The organism is Caulobacter segnis, assembly GCF_023935105.1.
Lineage (GTDB): Bacteria > Pseudomonadota > Alphaproteobacteria > Caulobacterales > Caulobacteraceae > Caulobacter > Caulobacter segnis_B.
This window is the reverse complement of record NZ_CP096040.1, coordinates 1732060-1755788: the sequence shown is the minus strand read 5'-3', so window position 1 is coordinate 1755788 and position 23729 is coordinate 1732060. Positions and strand designations below refer to the sequence as shown.

Genomic DNA, 23729 nt, shown 5'->3' with positions numbered 1-23729 from the left:
GAATGATCGTCAGTTCCCGTCGATCATGTCGCCGAACCGCCCCAGGATCGAACCCTCGCCGCGATTGCCGCCCTGGCCTTGCGCGGCCTGCATCATGCGGCCGGCCAGGCGCGCGAATGGCAGGGACTGGATCCAGACCTTCCCCGGTCCCCGCAGGCGCGCGAAGAACAGCCCCTCGCCGCCGAACAGCACGCTCTTCACGCCGCCGGCCATGACCAGGTCGAAGTCGACGCTCGGCGTATAGGCCGCCACGCAGCCGGTATCGATGTGCAGCTCCTCGCCGGGCGCCAGTTCGCGCTCGACCAGGGCGCCGCCCATCTGCACGAACACCCAGCCGTCGCCTTCCAGGCGCTGCATGATGAAGCCCTCGCCGCCGAACAGGCCGGTCATCACCCGCTTCTGGAACGCGATGCCGATCGAGACGCCACGCGCGGCCGCCAGGAAGCTGTCCTTTTGGCAGATCAGCGTCCCGCCCAGCTGACCCAGGTTCAGCGGCAGGATCGAGCCCGGCGTCGGCGAGGCGAAGGCGACACGCGCCTTGCCCTGGCCGGTATGGGTGAAGACGGTCGTGAACAGGCTCTCGCCGGTCACCAGGCGCTTGCCCGCGCCCAGCAGCTTGCCCATGAAGCCGCCCTGCTCGGCCGAGCCGTCGCCGAAGACGGTGGTCATCTGGACACTGGCGTCCTTCCAAACGAAGGCGCCGGCCTCGGCCACGGCGCTCTCGCCGGGATCCAGCTCGATCTCGACGAACTGCAGCTCCTCGCCCTTGATCTCGAAATCAATGTCGTCGGCGACGCCGGCGCTGCGTTGGTGGCTCCAGGGACTGGGGGGCATGGGGACGACTCCTCGTGTCTAGAACATCGTTCTAGCGAGGCAGCGCGCGCCTCGCCAATTACGCTTCTTTTAACCGCCGATCACGCGCTTCGCGGCGGTCAAGTCGGCGCGCCAATCTGGTCATACCATTGGTCAGACAAATGGCTTAGGCGCCGCGACGTCAACCTTGCCCTGTGCGCGCCCGAAGGGCCTGATTTTCAGCTCGAATTCGAGTTCCGCCGCCTTTTACGAGATGGACGCGCTTCCATTGGTGAGCGGTAAACCCGCATCGCGGCGTTTGGCCTGACCAAGTGGTCGCCATATTCTTACAAGTGGCATTACCAATTCTTGACAAGAGTTCGAACTGGTCGGATAAGTCAGCCCGAGGGCGCCAACTCAGTGCGCCGGGGGAGGCACATCATGATCCACACACGCACCACCTTTGCGCTTCGCGCCGCCTTGATGGCGTCCTGCGCGGCCCTGGCCGTCGGCTCGGCCGCCCATGCGCGCCAAGCCGCGCCCGCCTCGACCGAACAGAAGCCGGAAGCCGAAACCGTGGAGGCCGTCGTCGTCACCGGCTTCCGCCAGGCCTACGCCAACGCCATCGCGACCAAGCGCGAGACGCTGGAAATCTCGGACGGCATCTCGTCGGATGGTCTTGGCCGCTTCCCCGACCTGAACGTCGGCGAAGCCATCCAGCGAATCCCGGGCGTGCAGATCAACCGCGAGGCCGGCAGCCGCAACGCCACGATCAGCCTGCGCGGCCTGCCGGGCAGCTTCGCCCGCACCACCTTGAACGGCGGCGCCTTCGCCGACCCGATCCTGAATGGCTCGACTCCGCTGGGCGCGTTCAACTCCGACATTTTCACCGCGATCAACGTGATCAAGTCGCCGTCCGCCTCGAACTTGGCCGGCGGCCTGTCGGGCAATGTCGATCTGCGCATCAATCCGGCACTGGCGCGCAAGGACGGCGGCTTCGCCAAGCTCTCTTATGAGTACAATGACCTGGGCAACCTCGGCAGCCCGCTGGCCTCGCTGGGCTACAACAAGCACCTGACCGACGACCTGGCCGTGTTCGGCGTCGTGGCCTGGAAGGACGAGAAGTTCCGCCGCGACTCGATCACCGTGAACTCGTGGGGCAATCGCCTGGGCGGCATCCAGCTGGGCAACCAGGCCGCCGTCGTGGACGCGCAAGGCAAGTACATCCCCGGCGCCAATCCCGGCTACGACGCCATGCAGGCCGCGCTGCCGGACAGCTACAAGGCCCAGTTCGCGCCCGGCCTGGCCCCGCTCTACTACCCCAGCCAGACCCGCCAACTGGTGAAGTTCAACCGCGGCAGCACGCTGTCGGCGGCGACCGGCTTCGAGTGGCGCATCACCGACGAGTGGAAGTTCGGCGCCAACGGCTTCATCACCAAGCGCAAGCTGGATGAGGCCACCAACAACCTGCTCTATATCGACGCCGGTCCGGGCAACAACAGCTTCACCGGCCTGACGGCCACCTCGGCCGTCGCCAAGATCACCAACCTGGGCGCGCCCTATATCGTCCAGACGCCGAACGGCCCACGCGCCTACGTCAACAGCTTCAAGGCCGAGAACATCAACACGTTCGACTCGGTCCGCTCCGAGCCGGCCGGAAACCAGACCTGGGCCATCAACCCCAGCCTGGAGTTCAAGAACGACGACTGGAAGGCCACCGCCAACCTGACTGTGTCGCGCGCCAAGGCCTACGCCAACCAGATCGAGTTCGACGTCGTCCAAAACCCCTATCGCAACCTCGGCCCGGCCGGGCTGAACGGGATCGTGGCCACGGTGAACACCGGCGGCGCCAACCTCGGCGACTACACCGCGACCCTGATCACCCCGCACGCCACCCACCTGCCGTCGGGCGGCTTCCTGATCCCGGCCACGCCGACCGCTCCGACCCAGGCCGGCGCCCAGATGCCGGGCCAGAGCGCCACGACCGCCGCCGACCGTTTCGGCATCACGGGCACCAGTGGTCAGGCCGACAACGTCCTCGACGCGTTCCAGCTCGACTTCGAGCGCGATCTGGGCGGCTTCGTGAACGCGCTGCAGTTCGGCGGTCGCGCCGAGCACAACAAGTTCACCTCCAGCGGCTCGCGCAACACCGCCCTGGGCGCCCAGACCCAGAACATCACCCCGGACATGGCCTCGCCACTGTCGTATGCCCGCGACTTCTTCGGCGGCCAGGCGCCCGGCGCCACGTCCAACTGGATGAACGTCGATGTCGCCCGCATCCTGAAGGCGATCACCCCGGTCAACACGACCCTGCGGAATACGGCCACCAATCCGAACGGCCTGCCCGACCAGTTCCTGCTGGGGGCGCCGGGCGTGTTCCTGACCCCGTACGGCGTCGTGAACAACTACACGGACGGCAACTATTGGAACAACAACTTCAGCAACCAGAACGATGTCTTCTCGGCGTACCTGGCGGCCAAGTTCAAGGGCGAGTTGTTCAGCGTCCCGGTCCGCGGCACGGTCGGCGCGCGCTATGAATATACAGAGCAGAAGATCGTCGCGCTGAACTGTAAGAACTGCACCACCGCGCTGTCGAACCAGACCGGCGCGATCAACCACTCGCTGTCCACCACGACGACCAAGAACAGCTTCGACTATTGGCTGCCGTCGGCGATTATCATGGCCGACCTGCGGGACGACCTGGTGTTCCGGGCCGCCGCCTACCGCACCTATGTCCGGCCGCAACCGCGCGACAACGTGCCGACCACCTTCGTTCAGGTTCCAGTCGACGTGAACCCGCCGGTCGACCCGGTCTATACGGTCACGCTGGGGGCCACGGACATCAAGCCCTACACCGCCGACTCGTATGACATGTCGCTGGAGTGGTACAATCGCCCCGGCGGCCTGATCTCGATCGCGGCCTACCGCAAGGAGATCAAGGGCTACATTGGCCCGATCACCGACCAGTCGATCCTCTGCCCGGCCAACGGCAAGATCCCTGGCGTCGATGTCGACCTGGGCGCCCTGCGCATCGACACCTCGGCCGGCACGCCGCGCTGCGTCAGTTCGAACAAGTTCGTCGGCGCCGCCGGCGTCAACGCGCCGCTGGTCGAAGCCCGCGTCAATGTCAGCGGCAAGACCAACCAGTCGCCGATGACCGTCACCGGGCTGGAATTCAACATCCAGCAGAACCTGGATTTCCTGCCGGGCTTCTGGAAGAACTTCGGCGGCGCGTTCAACTATTCGTATACGAAGATCGACGGCAAGGACACGGCCGGCAACAAGATCACCCTGCCCAGCGTGTCGAAGAACAATCTCAACGTCATCGGCTACTACGAAGCCAAGTGGGGTGGCGTCCGTCTGGTCTACAACTGGCGTGACAAGTACGACCTGGCCGCCGGCAACTCGTTCGTCGGCGACGCCCGCACGGTCAAGGCCCGCAGCCAGCTGGACGCCTCGGCCTCGTTCAACCTCACCGAAAGCCTCACGGTCTCGGTCGACGCCTTCAACCTGACCGACGCCCAGCGCGCGGAATACGAAAACGACCCGATGCTGCCGCGCTTCATCGACTACGACGGCCGCACCTATCAGGTGACCATGCGCGCCAAGTTCTAGAGCGCGCGCACGACCCTCTCCTCCTCGGGGGCCGAAGTTCGCTTCGGCCCCTATTTTTTGATCAGACCCTAGACCCGCTGACTAGAAGTCAGCGGCTCTAGCCCTTTAGCGACCGCAGGGCCTGCTCGTGGGCATAGGCGGCGATGTCCATCAGGGCGACGTCCAGGGCGGACTTGACCGCGTCCAGCCCCACCTCGCCCGCCTCGCAGCGTTCGCAGACCTCGCCCAGCGCGAAAGCCCCCACCCCGCGCGCCGCGCCCTTCACCGTGTGGACCGCGTCCTTCCAGCCGGGATGGGCGGGATCCAGCATCGGAGTCCACAGCGCGGCCTGCTCGCGAAACAGCGCCAGCACCTCGTCGATGACCCCGAAATCTCCCGCCGCAAACCCTTCCAAGTAAGCGAAATCCACGGCTCCGCTAATATCTCGTCTGGCCATGAAAAAAGCTCTTGCGCTCCCAAAATCATTGCGTATGTTCCGCGCCTCGCCGCCGGGGCTCGCAAGTGCTTCGGAACCGCGAATGGGTGTATAGCTCAGTTGGTAGAGCAGCTGACTCTTAATCAGCGGGTCGTAGGTTCGAATCCTACTACACCCACCATTCTCCTATTTCTTTTCAATGACTTGGAAATCACCCCTCCGGGGACCCCACCGCTTTGGCGCCGTTAAAGCGGCGCTAGAACGGGGAAGTCGGCTGTTCGAAAAACAGCTGCGGATTTCCGCGATCTCAAGAAGCCGCCGAAGTGCCTCCCGTCGCTGTCCCGCCCCCTCAGCGGCGACGCGCCAGCGCCATTTGCGGCGTTGATCGTGGTGAGCTCCGGATCGTCATTCGGGCCCAGGCGCGCTGGGCGTTGGGGCGGACGGCGGGGCTTCGAGAGACGCTGACGGCGCGCCGTCAAAATCAGGCAAGGCCTGAACCTCGCCCGTGGCTTCGCGCACCAGGGCCGCGCGGCGCTGGAGATAGGCAGACCGTACGGTCGCATAGGGATCCGTCGCGTGCTCCAGCGCCCTAACCGCGGGGTCGAGATTGGTCCGCGTGTTCACGAGGGTGACGCCCAGCCGCGTCGCCCCGAACGTCGTGCGGAAATTGCCGCCGACCAGGGTGACGGGATCGGTCACGACGTCGACCACCCGCCCCGCGCCTTCGCGCACTGTCATCGGGCCAACAACCGGAATATAGAGGAACACCCCTGGCTGGACGCCATAACGACCCAGGGTCTGACCGAAATCGCCTCGATGGGCGGGCAGGTCCAATTCGGCGGCGACATCGAACAGTCCGAGCACGCCGGCCATCGAATTGATAACGAAGCGCGAGGCCGTCACCCCCGCACGCTTGGGACGGCCTTGGGCGATGTCGTTGAGGAGAGTCCGTGGTTCGCCAAGGTTGTTGACGGCCGAGCTGACGCGGTCACGCACGGGATCCGGCACCACGGCCATGTAGGCACGAGCGATCGGACCGGTCACCCAGCGGTCCACGCCCATGCTGAAGCCGTAGCTGGCGCGGTTGAACGTCTGGAAGGGGTCGTTGACAGCCTCGACGCCGGTCGCCGACGGGCTCGCATTGGAGGCTTCCGCGCGGGTCTGGGCCAGAGCGGTGGACGTTAGCACCCCCGCCGCGAAGAGGCCGAGCGCCAAGCACAGTCCGGACCCACGCGCCGCCAGCGTGGGGAGAAAGCGGCGTCCGTCCATGGCGAGCTCTTCTATCTACATAACGCGTGATTGCGTCGTCCTGGCCAATGACGACGCCCCCGAGCAGCCTCCCCACACAATGTCGCCGCGCGTCAGACTGGCCCGCGCGCGACCGCCCCGGAGCGGGTCGTCCGCACGTGTTCGCGCTGGACGCCAGGCTCGACCGCGCCACGGCATTGAAGTTAAAGCAGATGGGGCGGCGGCGTCGCCCCATCTGCAGGCTTTGGCGCCGCTCCGGCCGTCCAATTTCGCCTGGGCTTCACGCGCCCCCTACCGTAGGGACAAGATCAGGTTGGTGCGCGGGTCGACGAAGGCGTTCAGCACTTCGACCTTCGGCGCGAACGCCTCCATGTCGGTGACGTTGGCGAACAGGATCACCAACTTGCCAGACGCGGGGATGGTGACCACCCGAGGGCTGGTCAATGGGCTGTCTGCCGCGAACCGCAGCTGGAACGGCATGAAGGCGTCGTTGCGCAGTTCCAGTTCGACCACATCCTTGGTCAGAAAGCTCTCGATCCGTTTGCGGCCCACGACACGCAGCGCGCCACCGACGATCTCGTCCAGCTCGCGCCGCCGGCCATAGAGGGTCTGACGATAGAGCGCCGCGGTGCGGCTGTGCGCCATAGCCTCTTGTATCGCGGCCCCCGAGCCGTCCCTGGCGATCACCAGAGTCGCGGTGCGGTGCTGGCCCTCCGGGATCTGCCAGTCGACATCAATGGGACCATGAACATCCGAAGCCCCCACCACCGCCAGATCGTGCTTCAGCGCCATGTCGAAGGCGACCGCGGAATATTGCGAGCTGTTGGCGATCTCCACGGCGTCCACCAGGTGGTCGGCCACGAGACCGCGCTGGGCGGCCGGCATGGGGTCGGCCACGGCGTCCAGGCCGGGCAACGCCCAAGGATGGTTCCAGATCACGAAAGCGCCCTGTTCGCGAGCGGCCCGCAAGGCTGGTCTCGGATCCAGGTTCATCGTCGCATCCACCGGTAAGGCGTTCGCGTCCTTCAGGAAAAGGGCGTTGAAGTGACCCCAGGGCGCGTTCCGGGTGATCTCGGTCCCTCGGATCGGGAGGACCTTGGCGCCGATCCTCTTGGCCTCTTCCGCGGCGATCTCGTAAGCGCGGTTGTGATCATCGCCCGTACGGACGTCGGCCTTGTAGCGCTGGTAGTCGAGATGGTCGGTGACCGCGTAGGCAGCCAAATGATCTTGCTCGGCCTCCCAGACGCGCACGGCCGGCCAGACAACGCCGTCGCTGAAAACCGTGTGCGTGTGAGTGTCGACAGCCAGGACGCGTTCGCCCTTGGCCGTGATCGGAAAGTCGATCCGCCGGGTGTCGCCGGCGCGGGTCCAGGTCATCTCGTCAGGCGACTGGGCAAATGCCGGTTGCGCGGACAGCAGCGCGGCGGCCGCGATGGAGGCGGCGAGAGAGGTTTTCAGCATGCGATGGCCCTTTCCGGTGACGCGGCGCGATGCTCTAGCGACGAAGCGTTACAGGAAGAAGACACTTGTACGGATTCTTCCACCCGTTTTTACGGTGGATAATATCCACGCGCATACTAATGTCCGACGAATCCTCAATTCCGCGACGAACCATCCGTGCCCAACCGTTCCGACCTGCAGCCCGTTCTCCATGCCGCCATGTCCCTTGTGGCGGCCGACGGCCTGAAGGGCCTAAGCCTGCGGCCGCTGGCCGAGCATCTGGGCCAAACCGTCTCCGCGCTGACCCACCGGTTCGGCCTGAAGGATGAGTTGCTCAACGCCTTGATCGAGGCGGCTGTCATCCAGGACAGCGCGTTCCTCGACCGCTGGCTGGACCGCATTCAGGCGCTGAATGTCCGCGACGGCGCGACGATGGCCGAACTGGCCGATGCGATCCTCTCCGATCTGGCCGGCCCTGAAGCCCTGCGCACGCGCTTCTACTGCGAACTCTTGCAGGGCGTGGTTTCGCGGCCGGAGCTGGCCCCGGCGGTCGCGGCTTGGTCAGCGCGGCGACTGGCGTTCTGGACGGAGGCGACCAGGGGATTGGACCGCGCCGAGCTGGACACCATTCTGCACGCGTTCAGCGTCGGTGACGCGGCCTACGGCCTGGCTCTCGGCGACTTGGCGGCCTATCGCTGGTTGCGCAAGCTGAACCTCCGCCGTCTGTGCTGCGGCCTGATTCCGGCCGACAACGCTCAAGACCTGCGGCAGTATCAGGTGTTCCGCCAGGCCCTGGGCGAACTGTTCGACGATCCGTCCCGTCCCGTCACACCGCCCCTGACCGAGTGGCAGGCCAAGGCCGCGCCGCACATCTCGGCGGTGATCATCGCCGAGGGCGCCGACGCCGTGACCCATCGGGCCATCGCCGCGCGAGCCGGCCTGGCCAACTCGACCCTGGCCTATCACTTCCCGCGCCAGGAGGACCTGCTGCGCGCCGGCGCCGTCGACATGATCTCGCGCGCCCGCCAGGCCACGGCGGCTCCAGCGCGGGAATCCGACTTCCAACTGACCGCTATCCAAAGCGCCCGCGCCACCTTCGCCCTGGCCCTGATCGCGACCCGCATGCCGGGCTTCAAGGCCGTCGCGGCCGACCTGCGTCGCCAGCGCGGCGAGAACTATGTCGGCGTCCTGGAGCGCGAGATGGGCGAGCGGGTGTTCGACGTGGTGGCCACCCAGGCCCTGTCGTTGACCGGCATGGGACGGATGATGCTGGACGCCGTCATGGATCCGGCCGCCAGCGACGCCGGCTTCAAGCTGAGCGAGCGGATGCGCGCCACTGCCCTGGTAGAACGCTGACGAATTTCCGTACATTCGTATTCTTACGCCAGTGATGTGGGAAATTTTTCCGTACATCCGTAACGCAATCGTCGCAAAGCACTGATACCAGCTCCCCAAGTTCGCAACTTCGGGGATTTGGACCATGCCCACGCTTCATCGCCTTCGCGCCGCGCTGCTGGCCGGCGCCGCCCTCAGCGGCCTTTCATTCGTACAGGCGTACGCAGCCGACGCCACGCCGACCTCCGACGCCGAGCTCGAGCCGATCGTCGTCACCGCCCAGCGCCGCGCCGAGCGACTGCAGGACGTGCCGATCTCGATCACCTCGGTCAGCGCCAATCGGCTGGAGCAATCCAACTTCCGTTCGGTGACCGACCTGCAGTACCTCGTCCCCGGTGTGCAGTTCGAGACGACCAACGGCACGGCCTTCAACATCCGCGGCGTGGGCAGCACGTCGTGGGACTTCTCGAACGAGAAGTCGGTCAGCCTAGTGGTCGACGATGTCGTCATGGACGCCCAGCGCGACAACGGCCTGATGGGCCTTTCCGATATCCAGCAGATCGACGTGCTGATGGGCCCGCAGGGCACTCTGTTCGGCAAGAACGCCACTTCGGGCGTGATCGCTGTCACCACGGTCAAGCCGGTGCTGGGCGCCTTCTCGGTCAAGGGCGACGCGGCCTATGGCGAGCGCGAGGACCGGGCCACGAACCTGACGGTCAATATCCCGCTGGGCGACAGGATCGCCTTGCGTGTCTCGGGCTTCGCCCAGGGCCAGGAAGGCTACGGTCGCTACACCGTACTGAACCAGTCGATGAACACGTACAGGGAGCACGGCTATCGCGCCAAGCTGCTGTTCGCGCCGAGCGACCACGTCGAGCTGATCTATTCCAGCGACTATTCCCGCCATTGGGACAACAACAACCGCACCACCGTCGACGGCGGCTCGGCCTTCTTCACCAACCTGCAGATCGCAAACGGCGTGACGCCCAGCCCGAAGAACGACAGCAACGCCGACAGCAAGATGGGCGTCCTCAGAAACACCAGCTGGGGTCAGGCGCTGCGTGGCCAGGTGCAGATCGGCCGCGACACCCTGACCTCGGTCACGGCGTATCGTGACACGCGCTCGTTCGGCGCAGGTCCCGGCGACTTCACTCCGGTCGACAAGTGGGCCTTTGTGCCGTTCAACCAGGGCTCGGTAAAGACCTGGAAATTCAGCCAGGAACTGCGCTGGGCCTCGCCGACCGGCGGCTTCGTCGAGTATCTAGCCGGTCTCTACTACAACCGTCTGAGCCAGGACGCGAACCAGGCCCAATGGGCGACCTTCGGCGCACCGCTGCCCCTGACCAACATCACGACCACCACCGGCGTCGTCGGCAATTTAGGCAACGCCGTCCGCTTCCGCACCACCAACATCACCGAGGCCGCCTTCGGGCAGCTGAAGTTCAACCTGTCGGACAAGCTCAGCCTGTCGGCTGGCGCGCGCTTCACCAAGAACGACAACAGCCAGACCGAGAGCTTTTTCTATATCGACCCGATGAAGGCGCTAGGCCTGCCCCTGACCTTCACGCCGAGCGGCAAGCCGCCGTCGCAGCCCTACGGCCGGGTCGAGGGCGACAACTTCTCATACCGGCTTGCCGCCCAATACCGGCTGAACGGCGACGTGATGGTCTATGCGTCCTACGCCACCGGCTACAAGCCCGGCGGCACGGCCTTCGTCGGCAACAACTATTCGCCCTACAGGGACGAGACGGTCAAAAGCCTGGAGGCCGGGATCAAGTCCGAGCTGTTCGAGCGCCGGGTGCGCCTGAACGCCAGTGTGTTCAATTCGAAGTTCACCGACTTCCAGACCTCCCTGCTGACCTTCGTGCCGGGCAATCCAGTGGCGGTGATCGCGACCGGCAACGCTGGCGGCCTGCGTAGCCGAGGCTTCGAGACCACCTTCGCGTGGCGCGCAGGCGAGAACCTGACCCTGAGCGGCGGCGTGACCTATGCCGACGCCCAGTTCACCGACTTCCGCTACAACGCCACGACCAACTACGCTGGCACGAGCCTGACCAACGCCCCCAAGTGGCAGGGCTCGCTCAGCGCCAACTATGACCGCGAGATCGGAGCCTATCGCCTGAAGGCCAGTCTCGACTACGCCTACCGCACCCGCACCTGGAGCGCCGTTGGCCAGGCCGCCAACACCGAACTGCCTGGCTACGGCATCGCCAACGGCCGGGTCAGCGTCACGCCAGCCAATGGCGGCGTCGAGGTCGGCCTCTATGGCCGCAACCTGCTCGACAAGTACTTCTCCACGGCGTTCGAGCAGTACAGCACCATGAGCCTGACCCACCGGATATCGCGCGACGCGCACCGCACGCTTGGGGTGTTCGCCAAGTACGCCTTCTAGAGTCCCCTGCGCGCGGAGCCCCCTTTGAAGCCCGCGCGAAACTGTCCCGCCCGCGCGCCACGAGCGCCGGGCGGGGCCTTTCCTGCCTTTTATGAAAGCCCGAACATGGATCGTCGCCTGTTCCTGACAGCCGCCGGGGCCACGGCCTTGGCCGCGGCGGACCGCGTCGCCTCCCCGCTGGACGCCAAGGTCGCGCGCATCACCCCCGAAGCCGTCCGCCTGACATGGACCGGCGCGAACGCGGTATCGGTGTTCGTCTCCGCTGATCCGGATGCAAAGAAGCCGGCCATACGCCCGCTGAAGGCCGCCAGCGGCGGCGCGGCCGACCTGCTCGCGCCGGTCTCGCCCCGGCCCTACTTCCTGGTCACCGCCGCCGATGGTCGCCAGGTCCGCGTGGCCGAGCGGCTGTTGCCCTTGGCTGGCGGTCATAACTTCCGCGATCTCGGCGGATGGCGCGCCGCCGACGGCCGACAGGTGCGCTGGGGAAAGATCTATCGTTCCGGCGTGATGACCGATCTGACGATGGCCGACCTGGACTATCTCCGGACGCTGGGCCTGACCGTCATCTGCGACTTGCGCAGCCCATCCGAACGCGAGGCCGAGCCGAACCCGTTCCTGAAGGCGGGTGACCCGAAGGTCGCGGCGATCAGCTACGATCGGACAACGGCTCTGAGCGGGCTGATGAAGATGACGACCCCCGAGGCGGCCATCCAGGGCTTCGCCAACGCCTATGTCGACTTCCTGGACCTGCTGGCGCCCCACTACGCCGACATGTTCGCGCGACTGCTCGCCAACCAGGGCCCGCTGGCCTTGAACTGCAGCGCCGGCAAGGACCGCACGGGCATGGCCTCGGCGTTGATCCTGTCGGTGCTGGGCGCGCCGCGCCAGACGGTGATCGCCGACTACGCGCTGAGCGAAGCCTATGTCCCGACGTCCCACTACCTTGAGCAGGCGGTGCGGGGCGAGGCGTTCGGGGGTTTCTCGCAAGCCCAGTCCCAGGCCCTAGCCAAGCTGCCGGTGGGCGTGCTCGAGGTGGTCCTGGGCACGAACCCCGAGATCATGCGCCGCGCCTTGACCGCGATCGATGCTCGGTATGGCGGGCCGATCGCCGCGGCCAAGGCGCGCCTTGGCCTGACCGACGACAAGATCGCCGCGCTTCGCCGTATCTATCTGGGGTGACCGCGCGCGGTCGGGGCGATCTCGTCAGCGCCGCGCCTCTCCGCGACAATCGGGCAAGCCCCAAGGCCAAGCTCGTTCAGGCGCGCTTCATGTTGGAGCCAAGATAGTCCGGTCCGCGCGGATGATGAGCCACTCGTGGACTCGATCATCTCCGCCTGCCCAATGGCGAGGACCGAGCGATGGCGGACGGCCATTTTCAAGACGTCGAACTTCTGCGGCGCGAACTCGCCATCCTGGTCCTCGAATGGGCCGGGAAATCGGTGAAGGACGATCCCGACGGACCGATGTCGACCGCCTTGACCCGCGCGGTCGGCGAAGCCGCGCGCGACGCCGTCGCCGAACAGCACCAGGTCTTGAGCGCCGAAGCCGCCGACCGTATCGCCGAGGCGCTGGACCGCCGCGCCAGGGCCGAGGGCCTGATGGTCTGGCGACTGCGCCCCTGGACGCTGGGCGTGATCGCCCTGGCCGCCGCCGCTCTGCTGGCGCTCGCCTTCGTGCTGGGACTGCAAACGGGCCGAGGCGAACCCGCCCCGCCGCCGGAAACCGCGACGACCGCGGCGCCGATCGCTCCCCTCGCCCCGACGGTCGAGGCGCCGTCCCCACGCCCCGCCGCCAGCGAACCCGCGCAACAGCCGGCGCCCCGCGCCCAAAAGCCGCCGGCCCGCGCCCCCGCGCCAGCCGCCAGGGCCGCGCCACGAGAGCTGGGCCGCCCCGCCGCGGCCACCGATGAGGCCGCGCCCCGCTCGACCCAGCCGGTCGGCGCCGCCAACGCCACGACACCGTCGTCCACGCCGACCACGGTCCCCAAGCCATGACCGCCCCGGTCGCCACCGCCGTTATCGGGCCCAAGGCCCAGGGCCGCAATTACGGCCTGCGCCGCTACGCCGGCTCTCGCCTGACGTCCGAGCGCCAGGCGCGCCTGTCCGACTTCGCCCTGTCCTTGGCCGGCTGGGCCATGCTGCGCCGCCGCCGGTTCGTGGGCATGCTGCCGCTGGTCGCTGACGGCTCGGCCTTCGCCGTCGTCCGGGCGCGCCATCTGGGCGAGGGCGAGCTGGGCCCCATCGCCGTCGCCCACCTGCTGATCGTCGAGGCCGCCCTTCTGGAGGCCATCGACTGGGCCTCCCCGCGCCTGCTGCGTCTTCTGCCGGAGCCGGACGACACGGCCTTCGGGCTCGAGCCCTTGACGGTCTCGCCGGCCGCGCTGTCGCCGACCGCCAAGCCGATGACGACGCCGCGCGTCGGCTGGGGCGATGTCGCCGTCGATGTCGGTGACGATGACCCGGAGGCGGCGCTCATCGCCCTGATCGAGGGCGTCGAGCCTTCGGCCCAGCGCGCGCGCTTGACCGGCTGGGTGAGCACCAGCCTGATCGCCCCGGCCGGCGATCTCGACCCGGCTCGCATCTTCAAGCTGGTCACCCACCCCTCGGTCGAAAGCCCGGCCGTCTTCGCCGCCACTCACGAACTGTCGTCGCTGAAGACCACGGCCGAGCCGCCCCTGGCGTGGAAGGCCTGGTTGAAGCTGGCCGCCATCGCCGAGCGCGAACCGGACGCCGCCGCGCTACGCTCGGCCCAGTGGTCGCAGGACAAGGCCCGCCAGCCGGCCGACGACGTGATGTTCGAGGAGATCGCCAGCGCCTGCGCGGCCCTCTCGCCCTCGGCCATGGTGGCGCTGCTGCGGGCGGTGATGCGCCACGCCCAAGGCGGCGACGCCGCCAGCGCGGCGCTGCGCGAGGGCGTGTCAGAGACCTTCGACGCCCTGGTCGCCGTCGCCGACGCGCAAGGCGCGGCCTTCTATGTTCGCGGCCTCGCCGACGGGGCGGACCCTGGCGCCTTGAAAGCCCTGCGTGGACTCGACACGGTGATGGCCAAACCCGCCGTCGCCGCCTGGCTGGGCGATGTCGCTCACAAGCTCGACCTTGCCTCGATCGTCGGTCTGTGGGCGGCGGACCTGACGACCGATCCGGCCTTCGCCGACGATCTCGCCCTGGCCGGAACGGCCTTCCTCGACGCGGTGCTGGACGCCGCCTTGAAACGCCTCGACGACGAAGGCGCGCGGCGCCTGGCCGGCGCACTGTTACGACTGCATTGCCAGCGCTCGCCCCATGACGGGGCGCGAGTCCGCGCGGCGCTGGCGGCGCTGCTCGCCAGGCCGCCAACCACGGCGGACGCCGCCCTCGCCGACCCAGCGGTATTGGCCGCCACCAAGACCTTCGCGCCCGAACTCTCGGCCGACCTGGCCGCGCGGGCCATCCCCGCCGGCCTGCGCCACGCCCAGCGCCCCGCCGACTTCACCCGCGCCGCCTGGGCCCTGGTCGCCGCGGCCAGCGATGGGAGGACGGCGCGATGATCTATTGCGAAATCTGCACCAACGCTTTCTCCGGCGAGGACTTCGTCGACTGCCCGCACTGCGCCCTGGCCGAAGGCCGTGTAGCCAAACCGGCCGTCCACGCGGTCGATAAGCCCGCCGCCAGTGTGACGATGGACGAGGTCATCGACACCCTGCGCCGCATGACGCCGCCGGAAACCCCGTCGGCCATCGAGACCCCGAGCACAGAGCCCCAGGCGCCCGAAGGCCTGAACGAAAGCCTGCGCGCCCTTGTCGAGCAGAAGGTCGACCAGGCCTTCGCCGCTTCGGCCGAGCCGCCGGCCGTCGCGGAGTCCGAACCGGCCACGGTCGCGCCGATCGTCGGCCAGACCACGCGCGAACTGGATGTCGAGACCCTGCGCCGCATCCGCGAGTCCGGCGTCTTCACCGTGGTGCTTCTGGGTTTCCCGACCGCCGGCAAGACCTGGTTCCTCAACCGCCTGAAGTACGAGTTGCAGGAGGGCGACGCCTATGCCTGCTATCCGCGTCGCGCGCCGCCGGGCGACGTGGAGAACACCACGCTGTTTACCGCCCACCGTTTCCGAAAGGGCGCCAACGACTTCTACGTCATCGACATCCCCGGCGAACGCTTCTTGCGCGCCGTGGAGGGCTCGTTCCTGGGCGAGGCCAACACGCTGATGCGGCACCTGATCTTCACGGGCCACGCCTTCCTGACCCTGCTGCCGGCCGACGAGACCCTGCTGTCGGAGCTGGCGCACGACGTCCTGTGGCGGCGCGCGGCGGCCGGCGAGGCGCCCCCGTGGACATCTCCACCCTGCCCCCAGCCCAGGCGCTGATCGACAAGGTCGAGACGCTGAAGCGGCAGATTTCCCAGGCCCGCAGGGCCACGGACGCCGGCGACGGCAAGGCCCAGGCCAAGCTCAGGGCGCTGGTGCGCGAACGCAAACGCCTGCTGGAGGGCGGCGTCGAACAGGCTCTGCAGCGTCTGGCCTCCAAGCACGAGGAGCTGGGCGAATACATCAGCGGCGTCGGCCTGATGGCTCAGATGATGGTGGTGATGGAGGAGCGCGGCGGTCCCGACCTCGACCCGTCGATGGACGCCTACGCCGTATTCGACCGTAGCCGCGAGGCCGAGCGCGAGAAGCCGACCAAGCCGATGTTCATCGTCCTGTCCAAGAGCGACGACCTCACCCACAAGTCCGACGCGGTGCAGCTGCCGATCCGACGGCTGCTGCAGGGCCATCCGCAGGCGGCGCATCTGCTGCGGGTCCTGCGTCGCGAGCCACGCAAGGCCGACGCCTTCGCCATGCTGAACACCCTGAGGCCGGGCGTGGCGCGCCAGATCGACGAATGGTTCGCGCTGGCCAGCTTCCAGTTCGCCACCGCCTTCGAGGGCGTGGCGCGAGGCTCCAAGACCATCAACTACCGCTTGGGCCATGTCGGGGTCACGGAGCTGATCCGCGCCCTGCTGCGCCTGAAGGAGCACACCGAGAAGCGCCGCGCCTGGGACGGCGTGGCCAATCTCTTCCGGCGTCGTCCGCCGGCCGATGCGCCGGTCGCGGAGTCCGCCCCATGAGCCGGCGCGGCGGCATAGGCCCTCTGGTGGCCAGCGGTGTCGTGGTCCTGATGGCCCTGATCGCTCTCATCTGGGCGTTCGGCCTGACGCCCAACTTCGGCGTGGCGACGGTCGGCGCGGCGCCGACGCGCGGCGGCGGGCCATGGATCGAGCGGCTGGGCCTGTCGCAGTTGGAGCCCTGGTCGTCGCCGACTCCGGCTTTCGCCGAACGCCTCGCGGCGTTGGGCGAGACACAGCGCGCGGTGCTGAAGCATGACCTCTGCTCGGGGACCGGCATGGACGGCGACCCGGCGTTTCGGGAGGCGCGGCGGGCCCTGGCGCGAGACGACGCCAGTCTCTGCACCGCGCCGGGCGAGCACGTGGCGGCGGTCTCGCCGGTCATCGTCGCCCTCGGCCCAACCTTGGGCTGGCCGGTGCTGATCCTGGTCGGAATCGCCGCGCTGTGCCTGGCGCTATGGCGGCTGCTGGTCCTGAAGCGAGCCCACGATCACTGGCGGCTCCTGGGGCGCTCCACCTTCGGCGTGGCGCGGAGGGCCGGCAGCGGATGAGTGGTGTCCTGCTGGGTGTGATCTGCCTCGTGCTCGGACTGGCTTACTGGCGCGTGGCGACGGAGAGCGTTTCGGCGCGGCGCAAGCCGTCGGTCCAGCGCGTCGTGGCTTTGGTCGTCGGCATCGTCGCGCCAGCCGTCCTGGTCGTCGGCTGCCTGCTGATAGCGGCCGCCCAGGGCCGCACGGGCGACATGCGCCTGTCGCTGCTGCGGCTTACGGCCGAGGTGCGCCAGTTCCCCCTCAGCCTGGGCGGCGACGCCAGTCGCGACGACCTCGTCGTGCCACGCTTGCCGGCCGGCTTCGCTACCGTGCGGCCGGACCTATCGGCCGGTGACGACAATCCGCCATTGGCGCTCGTGGTCGCCGGCTCCGACGCCGCGCCGCCGCCCGCCGTGATCGCCCTGCGCAAGGGCCGTAAGCTGGCCTGGCCCGCCGCCCAGCCCTTCGCCGAGGGCGACGCCGTCTGCGTCCAGGCGCCCTGCGAACGCGCCGGCGCCGCGTGGGCGGTGCTGCGCGGCCGGACCTTCGTCCCGGCCGACAGGCGCGACGATGAGGTCTCGGCGCGTCCCGGCGCCGAAGCCGGTCTGCCCATGCCCGAACGAAAGACCCTGTTGGCGTTCGGCGGCATCAACGACTGGACGCCCCTCCAGGCGATCCACCCGCTGCGCGATTTCTTCCCCCGCCCCGATACCGCCAAGGCGGGCGGCGTGCTGAGCGACTGCGACCGATGGCTCTGCGTCGGCAAGGGCGCGGCGCGGGTTCCGGCCCGTAGCTTCCTGTTCCAACAAGGCGGCTTCAATGGCTCGGCCTGGTCGATTGTCCTGGCCGATCCCGGCGCGCGGATTGCTCGGGGCGGTCGGGTCGTTCCCTATGCCGCGCCCGCCCCCATTGCGCTCGGAACCGGGGTGTCGGTCGAGGTTTACGAGCCGCGCTTCGTCGATGGCGCGCTCGACGGGCCGGACGCGCGGCGCGGCCGCCTGCAGCTGCGTCGCAGCCTGGTCCTGGCCGAGCGCGACGGCCAGGCAGAGATCGCCTTCGCCACCCCGCCCACCGAGATCATCGGCCGCTGCGATAGCGCCGCCGCGCCGCGCCGCCTGGGCCTGGAGGCCACTGTGGTCGGCGGTCTGACCGCCGACGCCCTGCGCTCGGCTCCGAGCTTGCCGCAAGGTCCGGCCTGCGACGCCTTCACCCGCGCCCGGCTGGACGTCCCCGCCGCCGGCCCGGCCCTGCGCACCGCCCACCTGTCCTTGGATCGGCTGGCGACACCCTGGCCGGCGGTGCTGATCGTCCTGGCCTGGACCGCCAGCCTGCTGCTGACCAGCCGCGAACGCTTCAATCGCCGCCCAGTGCTGTGGACGATCCTTAGCCTGCTGCAACTCCTGTTGGCCCTGCGACTGCTGATCGGCCTGGCCGCCGCTGAAGCCGACCCCACCTTGGACTGGCGGGAAATCCTCGGCGACGCCGCCATCGCCTATGTCGCTGTCCCCGCCGCCCTGCTGGCCTGGGCGCGGACGGGCGAGCCGCGCAAGGCCGATGACCTGGCGCTGGACCTCGCTCCGCCCGCGGCCGCGGTCGGCGTCCTGGCCTGGACTCATCACCTCAGCGTCCTGAACCTGCTGCTGCTCGCGATCTGGGGCCTAGCCGTCGTCTGGCGCGCCGGCCTGGCGGCGCGTTTCAAGCGCGAGGCCGAGCCTGGCTCGCCGTGGCGCTCCGGCGTCCTGCTGCTGGTCACGGCGCTGGTCGTCCGCCTGGCCGTCGGAGCGATCGGCTGGAAGGAGCGGATCGACCTCGGGGTGACGGTGCTGGCGATCAGCGTCGTCTACACGCCTCTGATCCTGCTTGGCTTCGGCAAGCTCCTGGCCGCGTCGGAGACCCAGCCCCGCGGCTGGGGCCGGCCGATCGTGTTCTGGGCGTTGCTGGTCGCGACGACCTTCGTCGCGCCGTTCACGGTGCGTGACAGCGGCTACGCCTTGATGGTCCTGCCCATCGCCGGGGTTGCGGCGGGCCTGGCCTTGCGTCGCTCCGTCGCGCGTATCCCGTGGGCCGGTCCGGCCATCGCGGCGGCGGCGCTGCTGATCGCCCTGCCTGTCCTGGGGGCGATCGGAACCGCCCATGCCGACCGCCTCGGCCACACCGCCCAGATGCAGCGCGGTCTCAGCGATGAGCAGGCCCTGAGCACCTTGGACCGCCAGGCCAAGGCCAGCCAGAATCTGCTGCGCCTCTACCTGATCGCGGCCCCCGAGGCGCTGGGCGCCGATGTCTCGACCGAGGCGGAGTCGTTGAAGGTCTGGTCGGCGCAGTTGTCGGACTACACCGGCTCACTGCTGGGACGCGGCTATCTTTCCCCGGCCAACCTGACCGCGCTGAAGCCGGTCCAGGCCACCGACAATCTCACCGCCGTCCACCTGATGTCGCCATTCGGGCGCCTGGCCACCGGCCTTTTCCTGGCTCTGCTGGCCGCCGCGCCGATCGCAGTCTGGAGCATGACGGGCGCCGCCGTCCTCGACACCCGTCGCGCCACCGGCCTGCTGGCGCTGTGGTGCCTGTTCGGCGCGGCGGCCTACATGACCCTGGCCAATCTCCAGCTCGTCCCGTTCACCGGCCGCAACGCCTACCTGCTGGCCCCGACCTCCGGCGGCGACCTGCTGGAAGGCGCGATCCTGTTCGCCCTGGCGGTCTGGGGCCTGGCGCGGGAGGCCAGGCGATGAGCCGCCGCGCCAAGCGCTTCGCGGGTTGGGGCCGCGCCCTGGCGATCGCCGCGCCGCTGATCGCCGTGGTCGGCCTGGTCGCCGGCGCCCCGGCGGTGCTGGCCGCGCTCGGTCGCTCTTCCGGCCAGGGCCCCGCCAGTGGTTACGATCGCCTGGTCGACGCCATCGCCCAGCGCCAGTGGCTGTCGGTGCGCTACGACGACGAGGGCGAGCCGCGCATCGCCCTGCGCGACGGCCCGGTCGGTCGCGATCCACGCCTGCGCGCCTTCGTCAACGCCTCATACCTACGCGCCGACCTGCAGGATCCAGCCGTTTGGAGGCTCAGCGACGACGGCCAATGGGTCGAGGGCATCGATCCCTTCGCCCACCACATCGACCGGCCCTATTCGGGGGGCGGCGCCTGGGCCGGGCCGATCCTGTTCCGAGGCGGCGCAGCGCCGGGCCTTCGTCTCCAGCCCCTGGGCAATCCCGCGCCCGCGCCAATCCGGCTGGAACCGCAAGGCGCGCCCGCCGCCGCGTGCGACATCCTGATGCCGACCCGTAGAGCCGCCGCCGCCGAACCGCGCCGCGCCCTATCGATCTGTCTCAAGGACGGCGACCAGCCGCCTCACGCCGTCGGCTCGGTCATGCTGGTTGGCGACCAGGCCGTGGTGCGGGTGCAGACCCCGTCGATGCTGGAGATCCGCGTGGGCGACCGCGACGCGCGCCCACGCGTCGACGGCGACGTGACCCTAACGCCGCTGCCGCCCGGCGAGACCCTCACCTTGCGGACCGGCCAGTCGGTGCTGCGCCTGCGCCTGGACGGCGGCGCGGCCGACATCGCCCACAGCACCCCGTCGGGCGCCCGCGCCTATTTCCCCGCCCTCCAGCCCCTGGCCCAACCGATCGAGCGCGCCATGACCGGTCGCTCCTCCGCGCCGCTCCGGCTGTCGCTGGACGCTCGTCTGCAACAGGTCGCCCAGGACGCTCTAGCCGCCGGCGTCGCCACGGTGCGATCCAGCGCCCTGCCCGGCGCCAAGCCCGACCCGGGCGACGCCTTCAAGGCCGCGGTGACAGTAATGGACACCACGACCGGCCAAGTGCTGGCCGTCGGATCCTGGCCCCTGGCCGAGACCGACCTCGCCCCGGCCCAGCGCCGCACGCGCCGGGGTCAGAACCTGATGGACCAGAACCACAATTTCGAGCGCCTGCCGGTCGGCTCGATGGTCAAGGGGCCATTCTCGCTGGCCATTCTCGACGCCGATCCCGGCCTGGCCAGCCTGAAGATCCAGGGGGGCGGCACGGGCCGCATCCGCACCGTGCTGGGCATGGACCTCGGCAAGGGTGGGTTCGACAACCACGGCCTGGGAATGACCGACTTCCCGACCTTCCTGGAGCATTCCAACAACCGCTACGCCCTGGCCCTGATGATGCTGGCCTATCGCGATCCGACCGCGCCGTCAGCCCCGCCGCGCGCCCCGCCGGGGCCGGTCGAGGCCTGGTCGCTGGACGGCAAGAGCCGCACCGACGCCCCGCCCTTGCCGGTCTTTGGCGAGGCGACCGCGCCGGGACCGTTCGGCTGGGTCCTGCGACCGCCGCCTGGACGCGGCCCGGCCTGGCCCGACCGCCTGGCGCGGCTGTTCGACCTCGACGCCGGCCAAGGCGGCGGTTGCCGCTACGACCTCGCCGTTTGGCGCGGCCTCACCGGCGCGGCGCCGCCCTGCGCCTCGCCCCTGGCCGGAGCCTCGCCAGAGCGCGAACGGCTGGGCTTCGACGCCGTCGCCTCGTTCCGCAACGACTATCTGATGGCCGTTCTGGGCGGCAGCCGCTCGACCTGGAGCGCCATCAAGATGGCCGAGGTCTATTCGCGGATCGTCACGGGTCGGGCGGTGCGCGCGCGCTTCACCCCCGCCTCCGCCGGCCCGCCCGAGGCACAGCTGCCGATGCGCAACCCGCATGTTCGCGCCCCGGTGCTGGACGGTCTGTCGCGCGTCGTAAAGACCGGCACCGCCGCCTGGCTGGGCCGAGAGTTCGCCACCATGGGCTATCCACCGGACGTCACCCTCTACGGCAAGACCGGCACCATGAAGGTGGCCGGCGAGGCTCCCAGCGAGCCCGGCCCGGTCCTGCTGCGCCAGCTGGCGCGTGGCGATTGCGGCCTGCGCTGGGACACTGCGGCGGGCGTGCTGAAGTTCGGCTATGTCGCGCCCAAGTCGAAGGCCGAGGCGACGCGCCAGATCCTTGGCCTGAAGGAGACCCGCTGCAAGGTCCGTGTCGCCGGCCGGCGCGACCTGGCCGAGCAGGCGGCGGCCGAGATGCAGCGCTATGCCTGCGGCTATCGCAATTGCCGACCCGGAGACTTCGAGCCCGAGCCGGACGGCCGGGTCATGGACCTGCCGCTGCGCGCGGCCGAGCCGCCGCTGCTGGACGGCCACGCCATCGCCGTCGTCGCGGTGCGGCAGGCGAACGGCCAGTCGGTGCGCGGCTTGACCATCGTCGTCAACCTACAAGACAAGCGGCAGGCCGAGACCCCAGCCTTGGCGGTCGCCGCCGCCATCTTGCGCTCGCAGGCCGCCCACGCGTGGATCGCTGGAGGCGGACAATGAATCGCCCCGGCTCGCGCCTGCTCCTCGCCATTCCCGCCGTGCTGTGGTTGGCCGCCGTCGGGCTCGGCGCCTGGATGGCCCGCCCCTCGCCCGCGCCGACGACCGAGGCCGAAGCCCCGCGCTGGATGACTGTGAAGGTCGCCGCCGACAGTCCCGCGGCCCGCGATTGGCCGCACTTTTTCGCCTGCTCCGGCCTCGCCGCTGATCCCGCCCTGATGCGCGCCACGCTCGGGCTCAACGGAGGCGGGGTCGAAAGCGTTTGGCATCGAGACGGTTCGGATACGCCGATCCGCGTCGCCCTGGCTCCGATCGATGCGCCGTCGCCGCCGGACGCCGACCGGATCCTGGAGGCCGCGTCCCGGGCCGTCGCCGATTGTGGAGACACGCCATGACCTTGCTCCAGGCGCAGGCCCCACTTCGTCTGAAGGTCGACGGTTATCGCAAGCCGCTGCGCCTGCGATCGCTGGGCCGCGCCGGCGCGCTGGAGCGCTTCGCCGTCGAAGGCGAGACCGTACAGGCTGTGCGCTTCGCGCCGATCCCCGAAGCGACGGCCCAATACGCCGCCGCGCTGGACGCCTTCGAAGCGCTCGGGCGAAAGCTGCAGGCCGAGGCGCCGCGCGCGGCCCTGCCGGTAGAGACCGTCGTCCGGGCGGCGAGCGGGGTCTTCTGGCTGCAACCGCCCGCCGAACCGACGCTGGAGGCCTGGCTGGCCGAGCATCCCGGCCCCGTCGCCGAACCGGTGGTCGCCGCCTTCGCCCGCCGCCTGGCCGAGGCGCTGACGGAACTGCACGCGGCCGGGATCGTCCACGGCGATCTTTCGCCCCGCGCCGTGCTGATCGATGGCGACGCCGTGCGTCTGATCGGATTCATGGTCGACCGTCGGCCGTTCTTCCGCGTGCTGCGCAGCCAGGAAGGCCTTGTCGAGCCCGGCTACGCGCCGCCGGAAGCCCATGACGGCGCCCTGCGCCATCCGATCGGGCCGGCCGCCGATCTCTACGCGGCCAGCGCCCTCCTCCAGCGCCTGCTGACCGGCCGCCCCCCGCCCCCGGCCAACCAGGCCGCCCGCCTGGCCGGCGACAACCCCTGGCCCGACGACGTCGCCGCTTCCCCCGCGCTGCGCACCGGGATCGACGCCGGCCTCGCCCCCGCCACCGAAGCGCGCCCCGTCGACGCCCGGACTTGGCTGTCAGGCCTGAACCTCCCCCCGAGACCGGCGCCTGGTTCGAGGGCGCGGCGGAGGCCCCGCCGCCCGAGCCGGACGCGTTCGACCTGCCGCCGCTGCCGATGGCCGTCGAGACGCCCGAGCAACCAGAGACCGCCGACGCCCCGCTCACCCTGGCCCGCGAAACGCCCAGACGCCGCAAGCTCGGCTGGTGGGCCGCCGGAGGCGTAGCGGCCGCCGCGGCCGTCGCCGCGGTCGCCCTGGTCGGGCCCAAGCTCGCCCAGCGCCCCGCGCCCCGCGCCGTCACACCCACGGCGGCCGCTCCGGCGGCGCCGGCCGGTTGCCAGTGGATTTCGGCCGGCGGCGTCTGGCGCCTGCGCTGCGCCGACGCGCCAGCCCAGGGGCTGA

General features: G+C 69.3%; 17 protein-coding genes and 1 tRNA gene. 14 read left to right on the top strand and 4 right to left on the bottom strand.

Features of this window, described 5'->3' with window-relative positions; genetic code table 11:
* Positions 1–9: 9 nt before the first annotated feature.
* Positions 10–834 (bottom strand): TIGR00266 family protein, encoded by an 825-nt coding sequence (locus MZV50_RS08515; protein WP_252633975.1) that lies wholly within the window; start codon positions 832–834, stop codon positions 10–12.
* Positions 835–1233: 399 nt separating this feature from the next.
* On the opposite strand from MZV50_RS08515, the gene MZV50_RS08510 reads away from it, so the two are divergent.
* A complete protein-coding gene (locus MZV50_RS08510) occupies positions 1234–4407 on the top strand; it encodes a TonB-dependent receptor (RefSeq protein WP_252633974.1) in 3174 nt (1057 codons plus the stop codon).
* A 97-nt stretch (positions 4408–4504) separates the two neighbouring features.
* On the opposite strand, the gene MZV50_RS08505 is transcribed toward MZV50_RS08510, so the two are convergent.
* Complete coding sequence (locus MZV50_RS08505) at positions 4505–4843, bottom strand: Hpt domain-containing protein (RefSeq protein ID WP_252633973.1); 339 nt, start codon at positions 4841–4843, stop codon at positions 4505–4507.
* Positions 4844–4927: 84 nt separating this feature from the next.
* On the opposite strand from MZV50_RS08505, the gene MZV50_RS08500 reads away from it, so the two are divergent.
* Positions 4928–5003, top strand: a tRNA-Lys gene (locus tag MZV50_RS08500).
* A 224-nt stretch (positions 5004–5227) separates the two neighbouring features.
* On the opposite strand, the gene MZV50_RS08495 is transcribed toward MZV50_RS08500, so the two are convergent.
* Both MZV50_RS08495 and MZV50_RS08490 read right to left on the bottom strand, forming a co-directional pair.
* Positions 5228–6091 carry an MlaA family lipoprotein gene (locus tag MZV50_RS08495; RefSeq protein WP_252633972.1) on the bottom strand — a complete coding sequence of 288 codons (864 nt, stop codon included), beginning with the start codon at positions 6089–6091 and terminating at the stop codon, positions 5228–5230.
* 270 nt (positions 6092–6361) lie between these two features.
* The gene (locus MZV50_RS08490) at positions 6362–7531 is read right to left on the bottom strand and encodes an Sb-PDE family phosphodiesterase (protein ID WP_252633971.1); all 1170 of its coding nucleotides are present in this window, start codon (positions 7529–7531) and stop codon (positions 6362–6364) included.
* A gap of 156 nt (positions 7532–7687) precedes the next feature.
* Here MZV50_RS08490 and MZV50_RS08485 point away from each other — a divergent pair, with 156 nt between their 5' ends.
* The 12 genes from MZV50_RS08485 (at position 7688) to MZV50_RS26485 (ending at position 23552) form a co-directional block, all read left to right on the top strand.
* Complete coding sequence (locus tag MZV50_RS08485) at positions 7688–8866, top strand: TetR family transcriptional regulator (protein WP_252633970.1); 1179 nt, start codon at positions 7688–7690, stop codon at positions 8864–8866.
* Between the two features lie 124 nt (positions 8867–8990).
* Complete coding sequence (locus MZV50_RS08480; protein WP_252633969.1) at positions 8991–11237, top strand: TonB-dependent receptor; 2247 nt, start codon at positions 8991–8993, stop codon at positions 11235–11237.
* 105 nt (positions 11238–11342) lie between these two features.
* Entirely contained in the window at positions 11343–12416 is a 1074-nt protein-coding gene (locus MZV50_RS08475) for a tyrosine-protein phosphatase (RefSeq protein WP_252633968.1), read from the top strand.
* A 179-nt stretch (positions 12417–12595) separates the two neighbouring features.
* Positions 12596–13231, top strand: coding sequence for a hypothetical protein (locus tag MZV50_RS08470; RefSeq protein ID WP_252633967.1), 636 nt, complete (start codon positions 12596–12598; stop codon positions 13229–13231).
* On the top strand, positions 13228–14763 hold the full coding sequence (locus MZV50_RS08465; protein ID WP_252633966.1) for a hypothetical protein: 1536 nt from the start codon (positions 13228–13230) through the stop codon (positions 14761–14763). The genes MZV50_RS08470 and MZV50_RS08465 overlap by 4 nt, the downstream gene beginning before the upstream one ends.
* Positions 14760–15578 carry a GTPase gene (locus tag MZV50_RS08460; RefSeq protein ID WP_252633965.1) on the top strand — a complete coding sequence of 273 codons (819 nt, stop codon included), beginning with the start codon at positions 14760–14762 and terminating at the stop codon, positions 15576–15578. The genes MZV50_RS08465 and MZV50_RS08460 overlap by 4 nt, the downstream gene beginning before the upstream one ends.
* A complete protein-coding gene (locus MZV50_RS08455; RefSeq protein ID WP_252633964.1) occupies positions 15542–16318 on the top strand; it encodes a hypothetical protein in 777 nt (258 codons plus the stop codon). The genes MZV50_RS08460 and MZV50_RS08455 overlap by 37 nt, the downstream gene beginning before the upstream one ends.
* Positions 16315–16866: a hypothetical protein gene (locus MZV50_RS08450; protein ID WP_252633963.1), complete on the top strand. Its 552-nt coding sequence runs from the start codon at positions 16315–16317 to the stop codon at positions 16864–16866. The genes MZV50_RS08455 and MZV50_RS08450 overlap by 4 nt, the downstream gene beginning before the upstream one ends.
* A complete protein-coding gene (locus MZV50_RS08445) occupies positions 16863–19574 on the top strand; it encodes a hypothetical protein (protein WP_252633962.1) in 2712 nt (903 codons plus the stop codon). Before MZV50_RS08450 ends, MZV50_RS08445 begins: the two co-directional genes overlap by 4 nt.
* Positions 19571–22159: a hypothetical protein gene (locus MZV50_RS08440; protein WP_252633961.1), complete on the top strand. Its 2589-nt coding sequence runs from the start codon at positions 19571–19573 to the stop codon at positions 22157–22159. Before MZV50_RS08445 ends, MZV50_RS08440 begins: the two co-directional genes overlap by 4 nt.
* Positions 22156–22551, top strand: a complete 396-nt coding sequence (locus MZV50_RS08435; RefSeq protein WP_252633960.1) for a hypothetical protein — start codon at positions 22156–22158, stop codon at positions 22549–22551. Before MZV50_RS08440 ends, MZV50_RS08435 begins: the two co-directional genes overlap by 4 nt.
* Positions 22548–23552, top strand: a complete 1005-nt coding sequence (locus tag MZV50_RS26485; RefSeq protein ID WP_289781907.1) for a protein kinase domain-containing protein — start codon at positions 22548–22550, stop codon at positions 23550–23552. Before MZV50_RS08435 ends, MZV50_RS26485 begins: the two co-directional genes overlap by 4 nt.
* Positions 23553–23729: the final 177 nt, after the last annotated feature.

Coding starts and splice junctions, on each gene's coding strand:
- MZV50_RS08435 (WP_252633960.1), top strand. CDS start 22,156: ATGAATCGCCCCGGCTCGCGCCTGCTCCTCGCCATTCCCGCCGTGCTG.
- MZV50_RS08460 (WP_252633965.1), top strand. CDS start 14,760: ATGATCTATTGCGAAATCTGCACCAACGCTTTCTCCGGCGAGGACTTC.
- MZV50_RS08470 (WP_252633967.1), top strand. CDS start 12,596: ATGGCGGACGGCCATTTTCAAGACGTCGAACTTCTGCGGCGCGAACTC.
- MZV50_RS08475 (WP_252633968.1), top strand. CDS start 11,343: ATGGATCGTCGCCTGTTCCTGACAGCCGCCGGGGCCACGGCCTTGGCC.
- MZV50_RS08495 (WP_252633972.1), bottom strand. CDS start 6,091: ATGGACGGACGCCGCTTTCTCCCCACGCTGGCGGCGCGTGGGTCCGGA.
- MZV50_RS26485 (WP_289781907.1), top strand. CDS start 22,548: ATGACCTTGCTCCAGGCGCAGGCCCCACTTCGTCTGAAGGTCGACGGT.
- MZV50_RS08490 (WP_252633971.1), bottom strand. CDS start 7,531: ATGCTGAAAACCTCTCTCGCCGCCTCCATCGCGGCCGCCGCGCTGCTG.
- MZV50_RS08440 (WP_252633961.1), top strand. CDS start 19,571: ATGAGCCGCCGCGCCAAGCGCTTCGCGGGTTGGGGCCGCGCCCTGGCG.
- MZV50_RS08465 (WP_252633966.1), top strand. CDS start 13,228: ATGACCGCCCCGGTCGCCACCGCCGTTATCGGGCCCAAGGCCCAGGGC.
- MZV50_RS08450 (WP_252633963.1), top strand. CDS start 16,315: ATGAGCCGGCGCGGCGGCATAGGCCCTCTGGTGGCCAGCGGTGTCGTG.
- MZV50_RS08515 (WP_252633975.1), bottom strand. CDS start 834: ATGCCCCCCAGTCCCTGGAGCCACCAACGCAGCGCCGGCGTCGCCGAC.
- MZV50_RS08445 (WP_252633962.1), top strand. CDS start 16,863: ATGAGTGGTGTCCTGCTGGGTGTGATCTGCCTCGTGCTCGGACTGGCT.
- MZV50_RS08480 (WP_252633969.1), top strand. CDS start 8,991: ATGCCCACGCTTCATCGCCTTCGCGCCGCGCTGCTGGCCGGCGCCGCC.
- MZV50_RS08510 (WP_252633974.1), top strand. CDS start 1,234: ATGATCCACACACGCACCACCTTTGCGCTTCGCGCCGCCTTGATGGCG.
- MZV50_RS08505 (WP_252633973.1), bottom strand. CDS start 4,843: ATGGCCAGACGAGATATTAGCGGAGCCGTGGATTTCGCTTACTTGGAA.